The sequence below is a fragment of the Parasphingorhabdus sp. genome, assembly GCF_036964565.1.
Classification (GTDB): domain Bacteria; phylum Pseudomonadota; class Alphaproteobacteria; order Sphingomonadales; family Sphingomonadaceae; genus Parasphingorhabdus.
This window is the reverse complement of the sequence record NZ_JBALTN010000005.1, coordinates 313,553-328,628: the sequence shown is the minus strand read 5'-3', so window position 1 is coordinate 328,628 and position 15,076 is coordinate 313,553. Positions and strand designations below refer to the sequence as shown.

The window sequence follows — 15,076 nt, the reverse complement described above, 5'->3', positions numbered from 1 at the left end:
GCGTGTCTTTAGGCCGAGGCGACGGAATGCCGATCCGTCCGGATTGCCCTAATATTCCTCCGGCCCGTCACCATAGGCCAGATCACCGAATTTGGTGAACTCGCTGATGAAGCTGAGGTTGATATTGCCCGTCGAACCCTGACGATTCTTGGCCACGATCACCGTCGCCTTGTTGACCTTGCTCTGGTGATCGGTTTCCCAGGCGGAATATTTGGCAATCTGTTCCGGCGTCGAATTGCCGTCCGGCTCATCCGGCTTGATCGCGAGATGATAATATTCGTCGCGGAAAATGAACATGACGATATCCGCATCCTGCTCGATCGAACCGGATTCGCGGAGATCGGACAATTGCGGCCGCTTGTCCTCGCGGCTTTCGACTGCCCGGCTCAGCTGCGAAAGCGCCATCACCGGCACCTGCAGCTCCTTGGCCAGCGTCTTCAAGCCACGGCTGATTTCCGAAATTTCATTGACCCGGTTGTCGTTCGCCCGGCCCGAACCCTGCAGAAGCTGCAGATAGTCGACCACGATCAGCCCGATCCCCTGGCGCCGCTGCAGCCGCCGTGCGCGCGTGCGCAGCGCCGCAATGGTCAGCGCCGGCGTGTCGTCGATGAACAGCGGCAGATCCTGCAGCTCCCTTGAGGCCATGGCCAGCCGGTGCATGTCGTCCCGGCTGATCGCGCCCATGCGCAGTTTTTCCGAACTGATCTCGGCCTGTTCCGACAGGATTCTCGTCGCCAGCTGGTCGGCCGACATTTCGAGACTGAAAAAAGCGGTCCGGGCGCCGAGCGAATCTTCCGGAGCGATTCCGTCCTCCATGTCACGGCGAAAGCGATTGGCGGCGTTGAAGGCGATATTCGTGGCAAGCGATGTCTTGCCCATGCCGGGCCGGCCGGCCAGGATGAGCAGATCGCTCTTGTGCAGGCCGCCCATTTTGGCGTTCACGTCGGTGAGGCCGGTGGTAATCCCCGAAACCTTGCCGCCGCTGTTGAAGGCGCGCTCGACATTGTTCAGCGCTTCGGTGGACGCCTGCAGGAAGGATCGCACGCCTCCTTCCTGCGCCTCGCCTTCCGACACCCGGTACAGCGCGGTTTCCGCTTCCTCGATCTGCTCCTTCGGATCGACCGTCTCACTGGTATCGAGCGCGTTTTCGACGAGTGTCCGCCCGACGCTGACCAGCTCGCGCAGCAGCGCCAGATCGTAAATCTGATTGGCAAAATCGCGGGCGCCGATCAGGCCGGCCCCGTCACCCGTCAATTTGGCGAGATAGGACGGGCCGCCCAGCGCCTTCATCGCCTCGTCGGACTCGAAATAGGGCTTCAGCGTCACCGGGGTGACCACCATGTTCTTGTCGAGCAGTTTCAGTGCCTGCTCGTAAATGCGCCCGTGCAGCGGTTCGTAGAAATGCTCTGGCCGCAACCGGATCTGGACATCCTCGGCGACCCGGTTGTCGATCAGCAGCGCGCCGAGAAACGTCGCCTCTGCCTCGACATTGCGCGGCAGGCGCTGCTCATCACTTTCGTCATTCCGGAAACGCATCAATTCGACCATGGCTCTTCATCCACCCTGAATCGATTCAGGGCAAGGGGCCGCATGAATTTTTTGCGACGGGTCCGGGGACAGTCCTGTGGACAACTTGCTGTTGCCCAATGCACTGCAAAAAGCCTTGTCCTGAGACGGGCGCTCCGGCAACAGGGCGCAATGGCTGATCCGCGCATCATATCTGTTGAACTGGATGAAACCACGATCCTGTGGCGCAACGCCGATATCGAGCAGGAGCGGCGCATTGCTATCTTCGACCTGATCGAAGAGAATTACTTCAAACCCCTGAAATCGCACCCCGATGCCTATGCCGGCCCCTATCAGCTGCGGCTGAGTGTCCAGGAAGGGCGACTGGTGATCTCGATTGGCCGCGAAAATGGCGAACCGCTCGAGACGTTGATCCTGGCCCTGGGTCGGTTTCGGCGACCGATCAGAGACTATTTTGCGATCTGTGACAGCTATTATCAGGCGATCCGCAAGGCCAGTGCCGCCGAGATTGAAACGATCGACATGGCGCGGCGTGGCGTCCACGATCAGGGCGCCGAGCTGCTGGTCGAACGGCTGGAGGGCAAGATCGACGTCGACTTCAAGACCGCTCGGCGGCTCTTCACTTTGATCTGCGTTTTGCATATCAAAAACTGAATGATTCTTCCGCTGCGTATCAGGGACACAGGGTGGCCAATCGAGACATGAGAAAAACTGTTTTCAGTATCGCCGTTGTTGCGGTGGTGCTTCTGGTGATTGCATTTGTCCTGCACAATATCGCGGTCAGCTGGGCGCCTTCCCGCGACCAATATCCGGTGCAGGGAATTTCCGTCGATGAAACGAGCGGAAATATTGGCTGGCATGTTGCTGGTGCCACCGGCGTGGACTTTGCCTATATCCAGGCCACCCGCGGCGCAGAGACGAGAGATGCCAATTTTGCGGCAAATGTCAGCGGCGCGCGGGAGGCCGGAATCAGATATGGCGCGCTCCACAATTATTCCCTGTGCCGCCTGGCCACCGATCAGGCGACGATATTTGTCACGACCGTTCCGCGGGCGGAAAACATGCTGCCGCCTGCCGTCCGGCTGGCGTTCGACCATGGATGCGGTGAACGACCCGGGCGGGCCCTGGTTCTCAGCGAGCTGAACACCTTTCTGAACCAGATCGAGTCGCACAGCGGAAAGCGGGCGATCATCGCGGTGTCGCGTGATTTCGAGGAAATGTACAATATCAGCAGCGGCATGGATCGGACCTTCTGGCTCGAAGCCAATTTTTTCCCGCCCGATTATGCGACCAAGCCCTGGGTGATGTGGCGCGCCTCGGACATGCGGCGCATCAGCGGGGTTGACGGCCCGATCAACTGGAACGTAGTGCGACCATGATCATCAGCAGGAAATTCCCATGAGCATTTTATCCGACCGTTGGATCCGCAATGAAGCCAAGCATTCCGGCATGATCGAGCCGTTTGTCGAGGGCCAGAAGCGCGAGGGCAGCATCAGCTACGGCCTGTCCTCGTACGGATATGACGCGCGTGTATCGGATGAGTTCAAGATATTTACCAATGTCGACAACGCGATTGTCGATCCCAAGAACTTCGCCGAAAACAGCTTCGTGGACCGGAAAACCGACTGCTGCATCATTCCGCCCAACAGCTTTGCCTTGGCCCGCACGGTGGAATATTTCCGCATCCCGCGAGACGTGTTGGTTATCTGCCTCGGCAAGTCCACCTATGCGCGCTGCGGGATCATCGTGAATGTCACGCCCCTGGAGCCGGAATGGGAGGGACATGTGACGCTGGAATTTTCCAATACCAGTCCCCTGCCCGCAAAAATCTACGCCAATGAGGGGGCATGCCAGTTCCTCTTTCTCAAGGGCAACGAACCCTGCGAGACCAGCTACGCCGACCGTGCGGGCAAATATATGCGCCAACAGGGTGTGACATTGCCCAAGCTTTAGACTCCGGGGCGAAAAGATGTGACAGCCGCCAGCCACTCGGTCATACTGCCTCGACATTAGAGGAGACAGGACATGCGGTGGATCGCGGCAGTGGTTGCATTTGTAGGACGGGTCATGATCGCGTCGCTATTCATCGGCGCCGGTGCCAGCAAGTTCATGGATATCCCGGGCACCGACGCCTATATTGACGCCAACGGCCTGCCGAGCCGTCTGGCGATAGCGACGGCCTCCTTCGAACTGGTCGGCGGACTGCTTTTGCTGGTCGGACTGTTCACTCGGCCTTTGGCGATAGCCTTTGCCGGCTTTACACTGGTGACGATTTTATTTTTTCACGGCGATTTCCGTGATCCGCTGCAGATGCAGATGGCGATGAAGAATGTCGCGATCGCTGGCGGGTTGCTGGTGCTGTTTGCCTATAGCAACATGGCCTATAGTTTTGACAGCTTGCGGGCCCGCCGCAAGGCCGACCGCGAAACCAACAAGGCAGAGCTGCGCGCCGCCAAGGCGGAAGGGCGCGCAGAAGTTATGAAGGAAGAACGATATGAGCGCCCAGAACCCCGAATTTGACGTCATCATCTATGGCGCGACCGGCTATACCGGCCGGCTCGTCGCCGAATATATGGCGGAGCAATATGGCGTGTCGGCCAAGGCCCCCAACTGGGCGATGGCCGGGCGCAACCTGGACAAGCTCGAGGAAGTGCGGGATCTGATCGGCGCGCCGAAGGACACGCCGCTGGTGGTTGCGGATTCCGATGACCCGGCCTCGATCGACATGATGGCGAGCCGCACGAAGGTGGTGCTGACGACGGTCGGGCCCTACCAGCTGTACGGCGACGAAGTCGTTGCGGCCTGCGTCCGGCACGGGACCCATTATGTCGACCTTTGCGGGGAGCCGGGATGGATGCGCGCGATGATCGACGAGCATCAGAAAGCGGCCGAAGAATCGGCCGCACAGATCTGTTTTTCATGCGGTTTTGACTCTATCCCCTTCGATCTGGGGGTGCTGATGCTGCAGCAGGAAATGAGCAAGCGCTTCGGCAAGCCCGCCGTCCGCGTGCGCGGCCGGGTGCGCGCAATGGAGGGGACATTCTCCGGCGGCACCGCCGCGAGCCTCGGCGCCACCATGAAGGCGCTGGCGAAGAACCCCGGCCTGGTCAAGATCCTCGGCAGCAGCTTCGGCCTGACCCCCGGCTTCAAGGGACCCGACCAGCCCAACATGCTGATCCCGAAATATGACAAGACCATCGACAGCTGGGTCGCGCCGTTCATCATGGCGCCGATCAACACGAAGAATGTGCACCGGACCAACTTCCTGCTCGACTTCCCGTTCGGCGAAGACTTCCAATATGACGAAATGGTCGTGACCAGCCCGGGCGACCTGGGCAAGCAGGCGGCGGAAATGGTGGCAAAGGCCAATCCTTTCGGCGGCAGCGACGCGCCCAAGCCCGGCGAAGGCCCGACCAAGGAGCAGCGCGACAACGGCCATTATGACATCGTCTTCATCGGCGAAACGGCGGATGGCGAAACGGCAAGCCTGTCGGTCAAGGGCGACAGGGATCCCGGCTATGGCTCCACCTCAAAAATGATCGCCGAAGCGGCGCTCTGCCTCGCCCAAGACCCGGTCTCCAAGGGTGGCGGGCTATGGACACCGGGCGCTTTAATGGGTAAAAAGCTGGTCGAGCGTCTGGAAGACAAGGCGGGCCTGAGCTTTGTCGCGGAAAGTTGAACCTTTCAGCAATCATTCAGATGGTTACAGCTTTATGATTCGACGGGAAGAGAGCCTGATCCAGGCCCTTGAAACTCGCTGAAAAGGACACAAATACAGGCCCTATGCTGAATTCACTGTTACGCAGAAAAAAGCCTGCCAGACCGATCGAGAATGCCACCGTCCCCGAAGGACGGCGGGTCTACGCGATCGGTGATGTGCACGGCCGCAATGACCTGCTGCTGCAACTGATCGAGAAAATCATCGAGGATGACGGCGCGCGCGACAAGGTCGAGAGCGAGATCATCTTTCTCGGCGACCTGGTCGATCGCGGCCCGGACAGCGCCGGGGTGCTCGATACGGCGATGCAGTTGAAGGCAGAGCTGGGCAATGTCCGCTTCCTGATGGGCAATCACGAGGAGGTTTACCTGGCCGCCGCGACCGGCGACGAAAAATCCGTGCGGTTTTTCAACCGCATTGGCGGACGTGAGACGATCCTGAGCTATGACATCAGCCTCAAGGAATATATCGAACTCGACATCGCCCAGCTTGCGCAACGGATTCCCGCACTGTTTCCCAGGCATCATGTCGATTTTGTCGCCGGGTTCGAGGACAAGATCATCATCGGCGACTATGCCTTTGTCCATGCCGGCGTTCGCCCCGGCGTCGCCCTGGACCAGCAGCGAACCAAGGACCTGCGCTGGATCCGCGACGATTTTCTCGCGGCTGAGGATGCCCACGAAAAGGTCATCGTCTACGGACATACGATCAGCGACGAGGTTGTCGAGGCCGGCAACCGGATCGGCATCGACACCGGCGCCTATCATTCCAACAAGCTGACCGCGCTGGCCCTGCAGGGATCGGAACGCTGGTATCTCGACACCGCCCCATGAAAAAAGGCGGGACCAACGGGTCCCGCCATTTTCCTGTCTGACCAACAGACCACTTCTGGGTAGTAAACTCTATCAGGCAACCTGCGCGGTTGGACCGTTTTCTTCTTCCATATCGCGCAAAACATATCCGCGACCCCACACGGTTTCGATGTAATTTTCGCCACCGCAGGCAAGGGCCAGTTTTTTCCGCAACTTGCAGATAAACACGTCGATGATCTTCAGTTCGGGCTCGTCCATGCCGCCGTACAGATGGTTGAGGAACATTTCCTTCGTCAGGGTCGTTCCCTTGCGCAGGGATAGCAGCTCGAGCATGGCATATTCCTTGCCCGTCAGATGCACCCGGTTGCCGTCGACCTCGACCGTCTTTGCATCCAGGTTGACGGCCAGCTTGCCGGTGCGGATCACGCTCTGCGAATGGCCCTTGGAACGGCGTACAACCGCATGAATGCGGGCCACCAGTTCGTCGCGGTGAAAAGGCTTGGTGACATAGTCGTCGGCACCGAAGCCGAAGGAACGCACCTTGCTGTCCATTTCGCTGATACCGGAAAGAATGAGCACCGGGGTCTGCACCTTCGCGACCCGGAGCTTCTTGAGAACATCATAGCCGTGCATGTCCGGCAGGTTCAGGTCGAGCAATATGATGTCATAATCATAGAGCTTGCCGAGATCGAGACCCTCTTCGCCCAGATCGGTGGTGTATACGTTGAACCCTTCGGTCGTCAGCATCAGCTCGATGGCTTTTGCGGTCGTAGGTTCATCTTCAATCAGCAGCACGCGCATCAGGCAGCCCCTTTTTTAATTTACTCACCCGCGGATCGATCCCTGCGCCGACCCGATGGACTATTTATTAACCATAAGATTAATGAACGTAAAAGGTTAATTTTTTGCTAAGGCAGGATTCAGCACGAGTCGCGGGCGATGAAATGAGTCTGTAACCCGCAGAATTGAGTCGTTTCAGGACTCCCGGACTCCTCCAAAAAAAAATTAACTTTTTCGGTCTGCTGTCCCCAAATGAGGCTGTTTCGACGGCTTCTCGATGCGATTTCGTGGCAAAATGGCATCAATCCCGTGCGGCGAAGTGAACAAATCGCAAGCTTCGTTAACAACAACCTGTCGTGCATCGGCGCGCCGCGCTAGACAGGGTGCATGCCCGAGATACCCGAAAGCGCGATCACCGAGACATTTCTGGCCGCAAGCGGTCCCGGGGGCCAGAATGTCAACAAGGTGGCCACTGCGGTCCAGATGCGCGTCGACGTCTATGCGCTGGGACTGCAGCCATACGCGTTTCGCAAGCTCAGGGTTCTGGCGGGACGCAAAATGACCAGCAGCGGCGAACTTGTTTTCACGGTGCGCGCCTATCGCACACGGGAAGCCAATCGGGAGGAGGCCCGACGGCGGCTGAACGAAATGATCGAAGAGGCCCATCAGCGCGACGCGCGCAGGATCAAGACGAGGCCGAGCCGCGCGGCAAAGGCGCGGCGGGTGGACAGCAAGAAGAAGAAAGCAACCATCAAGAAGACGCGGGGCAAGCCAACGCTCGACTGAGTGCGCGGCGCCGTGGCGGGAGAGCTTTGCTATTGGCAAAGCGGCCATATTGCCCATAAGGGAAACGCTGATAGCAAAAGGGAATTTACATGAAAAAGCGCTATGTGCTGGCCCTGGGCTGCCTGCCCCTGCTGGCAACCACGGCGATGGCCCAGCCGGCCGAGGACGCCCGCAAGTTTACCGCCGAACGCGTGTTCGACCTTGAATATGCCGAGGATCCGCAAATCTCGCCCGATGGTTCGACCATCGTCTATGCCCGCAAGTCAATGGACCGGTTCAAGGACCAGGTGGCCAGCGACCTGTGGACGATCGATACCCGGTCCGGCAGCCATCGGCCGCTGATCAGCGGTCAGGGCAGCAGCTCGTCCGTCCGCTGGTCACCTGAAGGGGATCGCCTCGTCTACCTGACATCCGGCAACGGCAAGCCGGAATTGCGGGTGCGCTATCAGGACAGCGGCGAAAGCTTTTCCCTCGCGCAGCTGGAAGAGGGTCCCGGCGCGCCGGTCTGGTCGCCCGACGGCAAGACCATCGCCTTTTCGATGCTGGTCCCCAACGAACGCGCCAGCTTTGCGAACCCGCCGAAAAGCCCAGAAGGGGCGGACTGGGCGAAGCCCGTACGGATTGTCGATGATCTCGTGTTCCGCTTTGACGGCGCCGGCTATCTGCCAAAGGGCAAGACCCAGATTTTCACGCTCAGCGCGGAAGGTGGTACGCCGCGCCAGGTGACCTTCGGCAAGAATGGCTATGACAGCCCGCAATGGCTCGGCAACAACGCTCTGCTGGTGACCGGCAACGAGGCGGAGGACGCCAACCTGGATCCGATCGAGAGCGAGATTTATCGCGTAGACCTGGCCAGCGACACCCTGACCCCGCTCACCCAGCGCGACGGCCCGGATTATGCCCCGGTGGTGTCGCCCAACGGTTCGCGCATCGCCTATCTCGGCTATGATGACCAGCTCAAGGCCTATCAGCAAACCCATGTCTATGTCATGGCGCCCGACGGAACGTCGGTGCAGAATCTTACCGCCGCCTATCCCCGGTCGATCGATGCGATCGCCTGGCGGCCCGATGGCCGGGGGCTGATCGGCCAGACCGAGGTCGATGGCCTGCTGACGCTTGTGTCCATCGACCTGTCCGGCAAGGTCCGTGAACTGGCCAGCGATATTGGCGGTACATCGCTGGGCCGGCCCTATGCCTCCGGCAGCTTTTCGGTTGCCGCCAGGGCGGGCGGCTCCGCTCCGCTGATTGCCTATACCAAGGGCAGCAGCAACCGGCCTGCCGAGGTCGCGATGATCCGCGGTGGCGGCGACGGTCGCCAGATGACCCGCCTGAACGAGGACGCGCTGGGCCGGATTGACCTGGCCAGGATCGAGGAGATCAAGGTCACGTCGAGCCACGACGGCCGTGAAATCGAAGCCTGGGTGGCCTTGCCGCCGAATTTTCGCCCGGACGGAAGCTTTCCGATGATTCTGGAGATTCATGGCGGCCCGAACACCATGTACGGTCCCTATTTCGCCGCGGAAATCCAGCGCTATGCGGCGGAAGGCTATGTCACGGTCTATGCCAATCCGCGCGGGTCGACGGGCTATGGCGAAGAATTTACCCAGCTGATCGAGCTGGATTATCCGGGCAACGACCATGACGACCTGATGAGCGTAGTCGATGCCTTGCTGGCCAAAAATTATGTCAGCAAGGACCGGCTGTTCATCACCGGCGGCTCCGGTGGCGGCGTCCTCACGGCATGGGCGGTCGGCAAGACCAACCGCTTTGCTGCCGCCGCGACAGTCAAGCCGGTGATCAACTGGACCAGCATGGCGCTGGCCGGCGACATTGCCCGCTTCGTCAGTCGCCACTGGTTTCGCGCCCAGCCATGGGAGCAACCCCAGGAATATTGGCGGCGATCCCCGCTTTCGATCGTCAACAATGTCACCACGCCGACAATGGTCATGGTCGGCGAATCCGACTTCAGGACGCCGGCGTGGGAGGCGGAACAGTTCTACACTGCGCTGAAGGTGCAGAATGTCGATACCGTTCTGGTCAGGGTGCCGGGTGCATCGCATCTGATCGCCCGGAGGCCGAGCCAGCTGATTGCCAAGGTCGACAATATCATGGGCTGGTTCGCAAAATATGATCCGGCCAGCAAACCCGGGACCGACGCAATGCCCGAGCGACAGGAGCCCTAGCCATGCTGGACGTGACGATTGACAGCAACCAGCCCGTGGACGGCTTTTATGCAGAGCTCGCTTCGTCCGCTGCCGCCCTGGTCGACGGCGAGCCGGATGCGATTGCCAACATGGCCAATATCGCCGCGCTGATCTGGCAATATGTGCCCGACATCAACTGGGCGGGCTTCTACCGGGTCGTCGACGACGAGCTGGTACTGGGCCCCTTCCAGGGCAAGACCGCCTGCATCCGGATTGCCATCGGGGCGGGCGTGTGCGGAACCGCTGCGGCGACGGCAGCGGTGCAGCGCGTGGCCGATGTCCACGCCTTCCCGGGGCATATCGCCTGTGATGCCGAAAGCCGCAGCGAACTGGTGATTCCGATCATCAGCCAGGGTCGGGTAATCGCGGTTCTCGACCTCGACAGCCCCCTGCCCGACCGCTTTCGCGCCGAGGATGAAGCGGGTTTGTGCCGTCTGGTCGCGGCGATTTCGGACAGTCTTGGTTAACGCACGGTAAACCAACCTGCCCCATTTCGAGACAGGCCGGCAAATCTACTCTATTTTACAAGCTGCTAATGGTCAAACCCTGCGAAAACTGTTAAATATTCGTTAACCAGATTTCGCTCGGGCCTGCTTGGTGCAGGCCTGAAACCAGGGAGTTGTTAACCATGAAGACCCTTTTATACACTGGCGTTGCGGCTGTTTTGGCAATGGCCCCGGGCTCGGCAATCGCCGCTCTCGACTCGGCTGTTCCGGCTTCCGGCAATGCGGCAATCGACCTGAGTTTCGCGTTCCCTACCGCGCTGGCGGGAGAGGCCAGAGGCGCAGCGAGCGCTCCGCGGCCCGGATCCATGCGGCCGATGAAGAATATGGGCGGCATGCACCAGATGAAGCAAATGGGCAACATGCGCCAGATGAAGCATATGGGCGGCGCCCGTCCGATGAAGGGCCATTTTCCTGGCGGCAGCTATGTCCGTCGCGGGAAGATCGGCTATGACAAGGGCTATAACCGGCCGCATCGCGGCTTTCGCCTGCCCCGCACCTATATCCAGCCCAGCTATTTCATCGGCAACTTCGGCTATTACGGGCTCAGCCAGCCGAGCGCCGGCTATGGCTGGTCGCGCTATTATGACGATGCCGTACTGACCGACCGCTACGGCGTGGTCCAGGACGCCCGCTACAATGTCGACTGGGACCGCTATAACCAGGGCTATAGCGACGGCTATCGTGCCGGACAGGCGACATATGATCCCGGCGTGTTCGTCGGCGATGACCGCGTGGTCGCGACGCCACCATATTATGGCGACGACCGTTCCACCTACCAGGGCGACTGGAACGGTGCCTATCGCGAGGACGGCAGCTATCAGGGCGAATGGCAGGGCACCTACCGCGACGCCGACGGCCGCGTCTATGAAGGCGAATATGCCGGCACCTTCATCGGCGAGGGTTCGATGGCGCCGCACTGGAGCGCCGGTGCCGACGCACGGTCGGACTGCCGGGTCGATCCCCGCTTTGATCCGCGCGGATGCGGCGAAGCGAATGCGTGGCGTGGTCCCGACCGGGGCTATCCGGGCTATGACGAAGCGGACCGCGAACGTGCCGAAGAACTGGCCTATCTGGAACGGTGCAAGGAAAGCAGCGGTATCGGCGGGGCGATTGTCGGCGGCGCAGTCGGCGCATTCGCCGGCAACCGGATCGCCGGCAGGGGCAACCGACTGGCCGGATCGCTGATCGGTGGCGGCCTCGGCGCGGTCGCGGGCGCTGCGATCGAGCAGGGCACGGACCGCTGCCGCCATCTGCTTAAGAAATATGGCTATGACGGGCAGCAGGCGGGACATTATCCCGCGCGTCCGCCGGTCCAGCATCACCAGCCGCCAGCCCCGCAGGGCTATCCCACCTATCCCAGCGGCTGGAGCGGCTATTATACGCCGGGCTATTATTATCCGCAGGTGCAGCAGCCGATGGTCACCACGATCGTCGTGCAGTCGGCGCCGGTCACCACCACGACGACCACGACCTATGTCGAGGAAGAGGTGATCTACAGCAAGCCAGCCTACCGCAAGCCGGCCTCGAAAAAGGTCTGGAAGCCTGCTTCAAAGGCGGTTCCGCTCAAGGGATGCCAGCAGGCACGCTGCCTGTACGACTGATCCGCGCGATCTCCGCTACAAAAAGCCTGCAGTCCCCTTTCCGGGTCGGCAGGCTTTTTCATGGGTGGGAGGCGAGCGGACGGCGCTCGTCGCCAGGTGGCCGGATCAGCGTGCGCCCTGGCGCCGGAGCAGTTCGGCGGGATCGAAGCGCTGCCAGCCATCGGGGGTCAGCCTTTCCAGCGGGCGGTAGCGGATCTTGTATTCCATCTGCGGCGAGCCATCGACCCAGTAGCCGAGATAGACATAAGGCAGCCCTGCGGTCTTGGCGCGCAGGATATGGTCCATGATGATATAGTTGCCCAGGCCGGCGCGCTCTTCATGTTCGGCGTCGAAGAAGCTGTAGATCATCGACAGGCCGTCACCCTGCTGGTCTGTCAGGCAGGCCCCGACCAGACGGCCCTTGCTGCCGTCATCGGTCGGCTCGCGATATTCGATGATGAAGCTCTTGACCGGCGACTGCTCGACCATGTCGGAATAGTCCATCTCGTCCATCTCGGCCATGCCGCCGCCGGGGTGGCGCTTGGCGAGATATTTCTGGAGCAGCTGATATTGCTCGTCGGTGGCCCAGGGCTCGCAGGTCTCGACGACCAGATCGCGGTTGCGGCGGATCAGCTTGCGCTGGGTGGTGCTTGGCCGGAACTCGTCGGTCAGCACACGGACCGAGACGCAGGCCTTGCAGTCGAGGCAGCTGGGACGATAGGCGACATTCTGGCTGCGGCGGAAGCCGATCCGGCCAAGCGCATCGTTGAGCTCGTCGGTGTGGGCGCCGTTCAGTTCGGTGAAAACCTTGCGTTCGCTTTTGCCGGGCAGATAGGGGCACGGGCTGGGATTGGTCACAAAGAATCGCGGGAAGCGAACGGGTGCAGTCACAAAGCCGGCCTTTTGTTACAGTCGCGAGAATCGACCATGACAATATGCAGCGCGGCGGGAGAAATGAAAAGGCGATTTACCACATAAATTCACCATGGCGGTGGCGGCGCGCAAAAAAAACGGGGCGATAATCGCGCCCCGTTTTCCTGTATGTTTGTGAAGCTCAGGGGCTTGTTGGATCATCATCATCGGCGATGATGATGATGCCGGCGATCACCGCAGCAGCCGCGAGGACACCGATCAGGATGCCGTTGCCGCCTTCAAGCTTTTCCGAAGATGCAGATGCTGCACCAACGCGCTCTACCGCCGGCGCGAGGCTGCCAGTAGCCTGGGCCGCGACGGGTGCCGCAACCAGGGATACGGCTGCAATGCCAGCTGCCAGTTTTCCAAATTTCATAATAATGCTCCAATTAATACCAGACAAATAGTAGCGATCCACGAAACTGAACCACCATGCGCCCCATTTGTTTTCCTTGATGGAGGATCTTTTAGACCGCCCTCCTGGAGACAGTCTTTAGCTTATTTTGCGATTCGTCACAACTGCCAATCGCTCGCCTTGGTCCCAACTTGGCTTGATTTAAAACCACTTAAGCCGGAATCACGGTTTCCGCACAAACACCGGCTTGCCGCCGATCCATGTCTCCCGGACCTGCAGCGCGCGGATCTGATCCGGTGTGGCGAGCAATATGTCCTGGTCGATGATCAGGAAATCGGCGTGTTTGCCCGGCTCGAGGCTACCGAGCCGGTCCTCGGCGAAAGCAGCGAAGGCGGCGCCATTGGTATAGGCCTGCCACGCCTGTTCGCGGCCCAGCCGCTGCGCCGGCATCCAGCCGCCGAACGGCTGCCCGGCCGCGTCTTCGCGGGTCATCGCCGCGGCGAGACCGGCAAAGGGATTGGACGATTCGACCGGAACGTCGGTCCCGAAGGCGAGACGCGCGCCGGAATCGAGCAGCGACTTCCAGGCATAGGCCCCGGCGAGACGCCCTGCCCCCAGTCGCACTTCCGCCATCAGCCGGTCCGAGGTCTGGTGCACCGGCTGCACCGAGGCGATGGTCCCGGTCGCGCTGAACCGAGGGATGTCGACCGGGTCGATGATCTGCGCGTGCTCGATCCGCCAGCGCCGGTCGCCCTTGTAGGTTTCGCGCAATTCCTCGATCGCCGAGAGGACCTCGTCATTGGCCTTGTCGCCGATCGCGTGAACCGCGGTCTGGAACCCGTCCATCGCCGCGCGGCTCATCTTGTTCTTGAGCTGCGCCGGGCTCAGCATCGCCAGGCCGCTCTCGTTCGCCATGTCGGCATAGGGCTGTTTCAGCAGCGCACCGCGCGACCCCAGAGCGCCGTCGACATAAAGCTTCACTCCGGCCAGCCTGAGATGGTCGTCATAGAGCCAGGGAGACGGGCCGGGCCCGGCAATGCCGATCATCTCCTCTATGCCCGAGGCATAGGAAATGATCCGGATGTTCAGCTGCCCCTTGTCCCCCGCGCGGCGAAAGCTCTGCCAGTCCTGCATCGTCGTGCCCATGTCGGCGATCGAGGTCACGCCGTTGGCCAGCAATATGTCCTGCGCCTTGCCCAGCGCCAGATCGCGTTCCACCGGTCGCGGAGCCGGAATGACGTCGCCGAACAGGCTCATCGCGGTGTCGACGAATATTCCGGAAGGCTGGCCCGCCGCCTTGATGATATTGCCGCCGCTTGGCGATTTGGACGCAGCGGTGATCCCCGCGGCCTTCATCGCCGCGCCGTTGGCCCACGCGGCATGGCCGTCGACCCGGTTGAGAAAGACCGGACGATCGCCAACCACCGCATCGAGCTCGGCAGCGGTCGGATAGCGGCCGAGACCCCAGGTTTCCTGGTTCCAGCCGCCACCCAGGATCCACTGCCGGTTGGGGTTGTCCGCTGCATAGCGGGCGATCTTGGCGAGCGCTTCCGCCAGCGATTGCGTGTCCGAAAGATCCAGTGTCAGCGCGCCAAAGCCCATGTCCATGACATGCCCGTGCGCATCGAAAAAGCCCGGGATCAGCGATCTGCCTTTTCCGTCAAACTGAAAATCCATATCCTTCGGCCGCTTGTCGCGGCGATCGAGCAGCTCCTTGACCCGGCCCTCGTCATCAATGACCATGCCGGTAAAGCGGATGACCTTGCCATCGGCATCGAGCGTCATGCCGTTGACATTCTCGATCAGGCCGTCGGCATGGGCCGCGGCCGGCACCAGCACGCAAGCGGCGACCCCTGCACATAGGCCCAAGCCATATTTTTTCAGCCATCCGCTCAT

At 60.8% G+C, this 15,076-nt stretch carries 15 protein-coding genes; 10 read left to right on the top strand and 5 right to left on the bottom strand.

Features of this window, described 5'->3' with window-relative positions; translation table 11 throughout:
• Nucleotides 1-48 precede the first annotated feature (48 nt).
• Nucleotides 49-1,548 carry a replicative DNA helicase gene (locus V7650_RS09310; protein WP_335655956.1) on the bottom strand — a complete coding sequence of 500 codons (1,500 nt, stop codon included), beginning with the start codon at nucleotides 1,546-1,548 and terminating at the stop codon, nucleotides 49-51.
• Between the two features lie 150 nt (nucleotides 1,549-1,698).
• Here V7650_RS09310 and V7650_RS09305 point away from each other — a divergent pair, with 150 nt between their 5' ends.
• The 6 genes from V7650_RS09305 to V7650_RS09280 all read left to right on the top strand — a co-directional run bounded on the left by V7650_RS09305 (nucleotide 1,699) and on the right by V7650_RS09280 (nucleotide 6,078).
• Nucleotides 1,699-2,181: a UPF0262 family protein gene (locus V7650_RS09305; RefSeq protein WP_335655955.1), complete on the top strand. Its 483-nt coding sequence runs from the start codon at nucleotides 1,699-1,701 to the stop codon at nucleotides 2,179-2,181.
• Between the two features lie 47 nt (nucleotides 2,182-2,228).
• Complete coding sequence (locus V7650_RS09300) at nucleotides 2,229-2,906, top strand: glycoside hydrolase family 25 protein (protein WP_335655954.1); 678 nt, start codon at nucleotides 2,229-2,231, stop codon at nucleotides 2,904-2,906.
• 19 nt (nucleotides 2,907-2,925) lie between these two features.
• Complete coding sequence (dcd, locus tag V7650_RS09295) at nucleotides 2,926-3,480, top strand: dCTP deaminase (RefSeq protein ID WP_335655953.1); 555 nt, start codon at nucleotides 2,926-2,928, stop codon at nucleotides 3,478-3,480.
• Nucleotides 3,481-3,552: 72 nt separating this feature from the next.
• Nucleotides 3,553-4,047 carry a DoxX family protein gene (locus V7650_RS09290; RefSeq protein WP_335655952.1) on the top strand — a complete coding sequence of 165 codons (495 nt, stop codon included), beginning with the start codon at nucleotides 3,553-3,555 and terminating at the stop codon, nucleotides 4,045-4,047.
• Nucleotides 4,022-5,206, top strand: coding sequence for a saccharopine dehydrogenase family protein (locus tag V7650_RS09285; protein WP_335655951.1), 1,185 nt, complete (start codon nucleotides 4,022-4,024; stop codon nucleotides 5,204-5,206). Before V7650_RS09290 ends, V7650_RS09285 begins: the two co-directional genes overlap by 26 nt.
• Nucleotides 5,207-5,310: 104 nt before the next feature.
• Nucleotides 5,311-6,078, top strand: coding sequence for a metallophosphoesterase family protein (locus V7650_RS09280; RefSeq protein WP_335655950.1), 768 nt, complete (start codon nucleotides 5,311-5,313; stop codon nucleotides 6,076-6,078).
• Between the two features lie 72 nt (nucleotides 6,079-6,150).
• Here the strand turns inward: V7650_RS09280 and ctrA are convergent, their stop codons facing one another.
• Nucleotides 6,151-6,858 carry a response regulator transcription factor CtrA gene (gene ctrA / locus V7650_RS09275; protein WP_335655949.1) on the bottom strand — a complete coding sequence of 236 codons (708 nt, stop codon included), beginning with the start codon at nucleotides 6,856-6,858 and terminating at the stop codon, nucleotides 6,151-6,153.
• A 366-nt stretch (nucleotides 6,859-7,224) separates the two neighbouring features.
• On the opposite strand from ctrA, the gene arfB reads away from it, so the two are divergent.
• From arfB to V7650_RS09255, 4 genes are all read left to right on the top strand, one after another.
• The gene (gene arfB, locus V7650_RS09270; RefSeq protein WP_335655948.1) at nucleotides 7,225-7,623 is read left to right on the top strand and encodes an alternative ribosome rescue aminoacyl-tRNA hydrolase ArfB; all 399 of its coding nucleotides are present in this window, start codon (nucleotides 7,225-7,227) and stop codon (nucleotides 7,621-7,623) included.
• An 89-nt stretch (nucleotides 7,624-7,712) separates the two neighbouring features.
• Nucleotides 7,713-9,806 (top strand): S9 family peptidase, encoded by a 2,094-nt coding sequence (locus V7650_RS09265; protein ID WP_335655947.1) that lies wholly within the window; start codon nucleotides 7,713-7,715, stop codon nucleotides 9,804-9,806.
• Nucleotides 9,807-9,808: 2 nt separating this feature from the next.
• Complete coding sequence (locus V7650_RS09260) at nucleotides 9,809-10,294, top strand: GAF domain-containing protein (protein WP_335655946.1); 486 nt, start codon at nucleotides 9,809-9,811, stop codon at nucleotides 10,292-10,294.
• 161 nt (nucleotides 10,295-10,455) lie between these two features.
• The gene (locus V7650_RS09255) at nucleotides 10,456-11,934 is read left to right on the top strand and encodes an RcnB family protein (RefSeq protein WP_335655945.1); all 1,479 of its coding nucleotides are present in this window, start codon (nucleotides 10,456-10,458) and stop codon (nucleotides 11,932-11,934) included.
• Nucleotides 11,935-12,039: 105 nt separating this feature from the next.
• Here the strand turns inward: V7650_RS09255 and V7650_RS09250 are convergent, their stop codons facing one another.
• The 3 genes from V7650_RS09250 to V7650_RS09240 all read right to left on the bottom strand — a co-directional run bounded on the left by V7650_RS09250 (nucleotide 12,040) and on the right by V7650_RS09240 (nucleotide 15,076).
• A complete protein-coding gene (locus V7650_RS09250) occupies nucleotides 12,040-12,804 on the bottom strand; it encodes an arginyltransferase (protein WP_335655944.1) in 765 nt (254 codons plus the stop codon).
• A 163-nt stretch (nucleotides 12,805-12,967) separates the two neighbouring features.
• On the bottom strand, nucleotides 12,968-13,201 hold the full coding sequence (locus V7650_RS09245) for a hypothetical protein (protein WP_335655943.1): 234 nt from the start codon (nucleotides 13,199-13,201) through the stop codon (nucleotides 12,968-12,970).
• 201 nt (nucleotides 13,202-13,402) lie between these two features.
• Entirely contained in the window at nucleotides 13,403-15,076 is a 1,674-nt protein-coding gene (locus V7650_RS09240; RefSeq protein ID WP_335655942.1) for an amidohydrolase, read from the bottom strand.

Bases quoted from the DNA above. Each gene is read 5' to 3' on its own strand.
- V7650_RS09310 (WP_335655956.1), bottom strand. From the start codon at position 1,548: ATGGTCGAATTGATGCGTTTCCGGAATGACGAAAGTGATGAGCAGCGC.
- V7650_RS09305 (WP_335655955.1), top strand. From the start codon at position 1,699: ATGGCTGATCCGCGCATCATATCTGTTGAACTGGATGAAACCACGATC.
- V7650_RS09300 (WP_335655954.1), top strand. From the start codon at position 2,229: ATGAGAAAAACTGTTTTCAGTATCGCCGTTGTTGCGGTGGTGCTTCTG.
- dcd (WP_335655953.1), top strand. From the start codon at position 2,926: ATGAGCATTTTATCCGACCGTTGGATCCGCAATGAAGCCAAGCATTCC.
- V7650_RS09290 (WP_335655952.1), top strand. From the start codon at position 3,553: ATGCGGTGGATCGCGGCAGTGGTTGCATTTGTAGGACGGGTCATGATC.
- V7650_RS09285 (WP_335655951.1), top strand. From the start codon at position 4,022: ATGAGCGCCCAGAACCCCGAATTTGACGTCATCATCTATGGCGCGACC.
- V7650_RS09280 (WP_335655950.1), top strand. From the start codon at position 5,311: ATGCTGAATTCACTGTTACGCAGAAAAAAGCCTGCCAGACCGATCGAG.
- ctrA (WP_335655949.1), bottom strand. From the start codon at position 6,858: ATGCGCGTGCTGCTGATTGAAGATGAACCTACGACCGCAAAAGCCATC.
- arfB (WP_335655948.1), top strand. From the start codon at position 7,225: ATGCCCGAGATACCCGAAAGCGCGATCACCGAGACATTTCTGGCCGCA.
- V7650_RS09265 (WP_335655947.1), top strand. From the start codon at position 7,713: ATGAAAAAGCGCTATGTGCTGGCCCTGGGCTGCCTGCCCCTGCTGGCA.
- V7650_RS09260 (WP_335655946.1), top strand. From the start codon at position 9,809: ATGCTGGACGTGACGATTGACAGCAACCAGCCCGTGGACGGCTTTTAT.
- V7650_RS09255 (WP_335655945.1), top strand. From the start codon at position 10,456: ATGAAGACCCTTTTATACACTGGCGTTGCGGCTGTTTTGGCAATGGCC.
- V7650_RS09245 (WP_335655943.1), bottom strand. From the start codon at position 13,201: ATGAAATTTGGAAAACTGGCAGCTGGCATTGCAGCCGTATCCCTGGTT.
- V7650_RS09240 (WP_335655942.1), bottom strand. From the start codon at position 15,076: ATGAGCGGATGGCTGAAAAAATATGGCTTGGGCCTATGTGCAGGGGTC.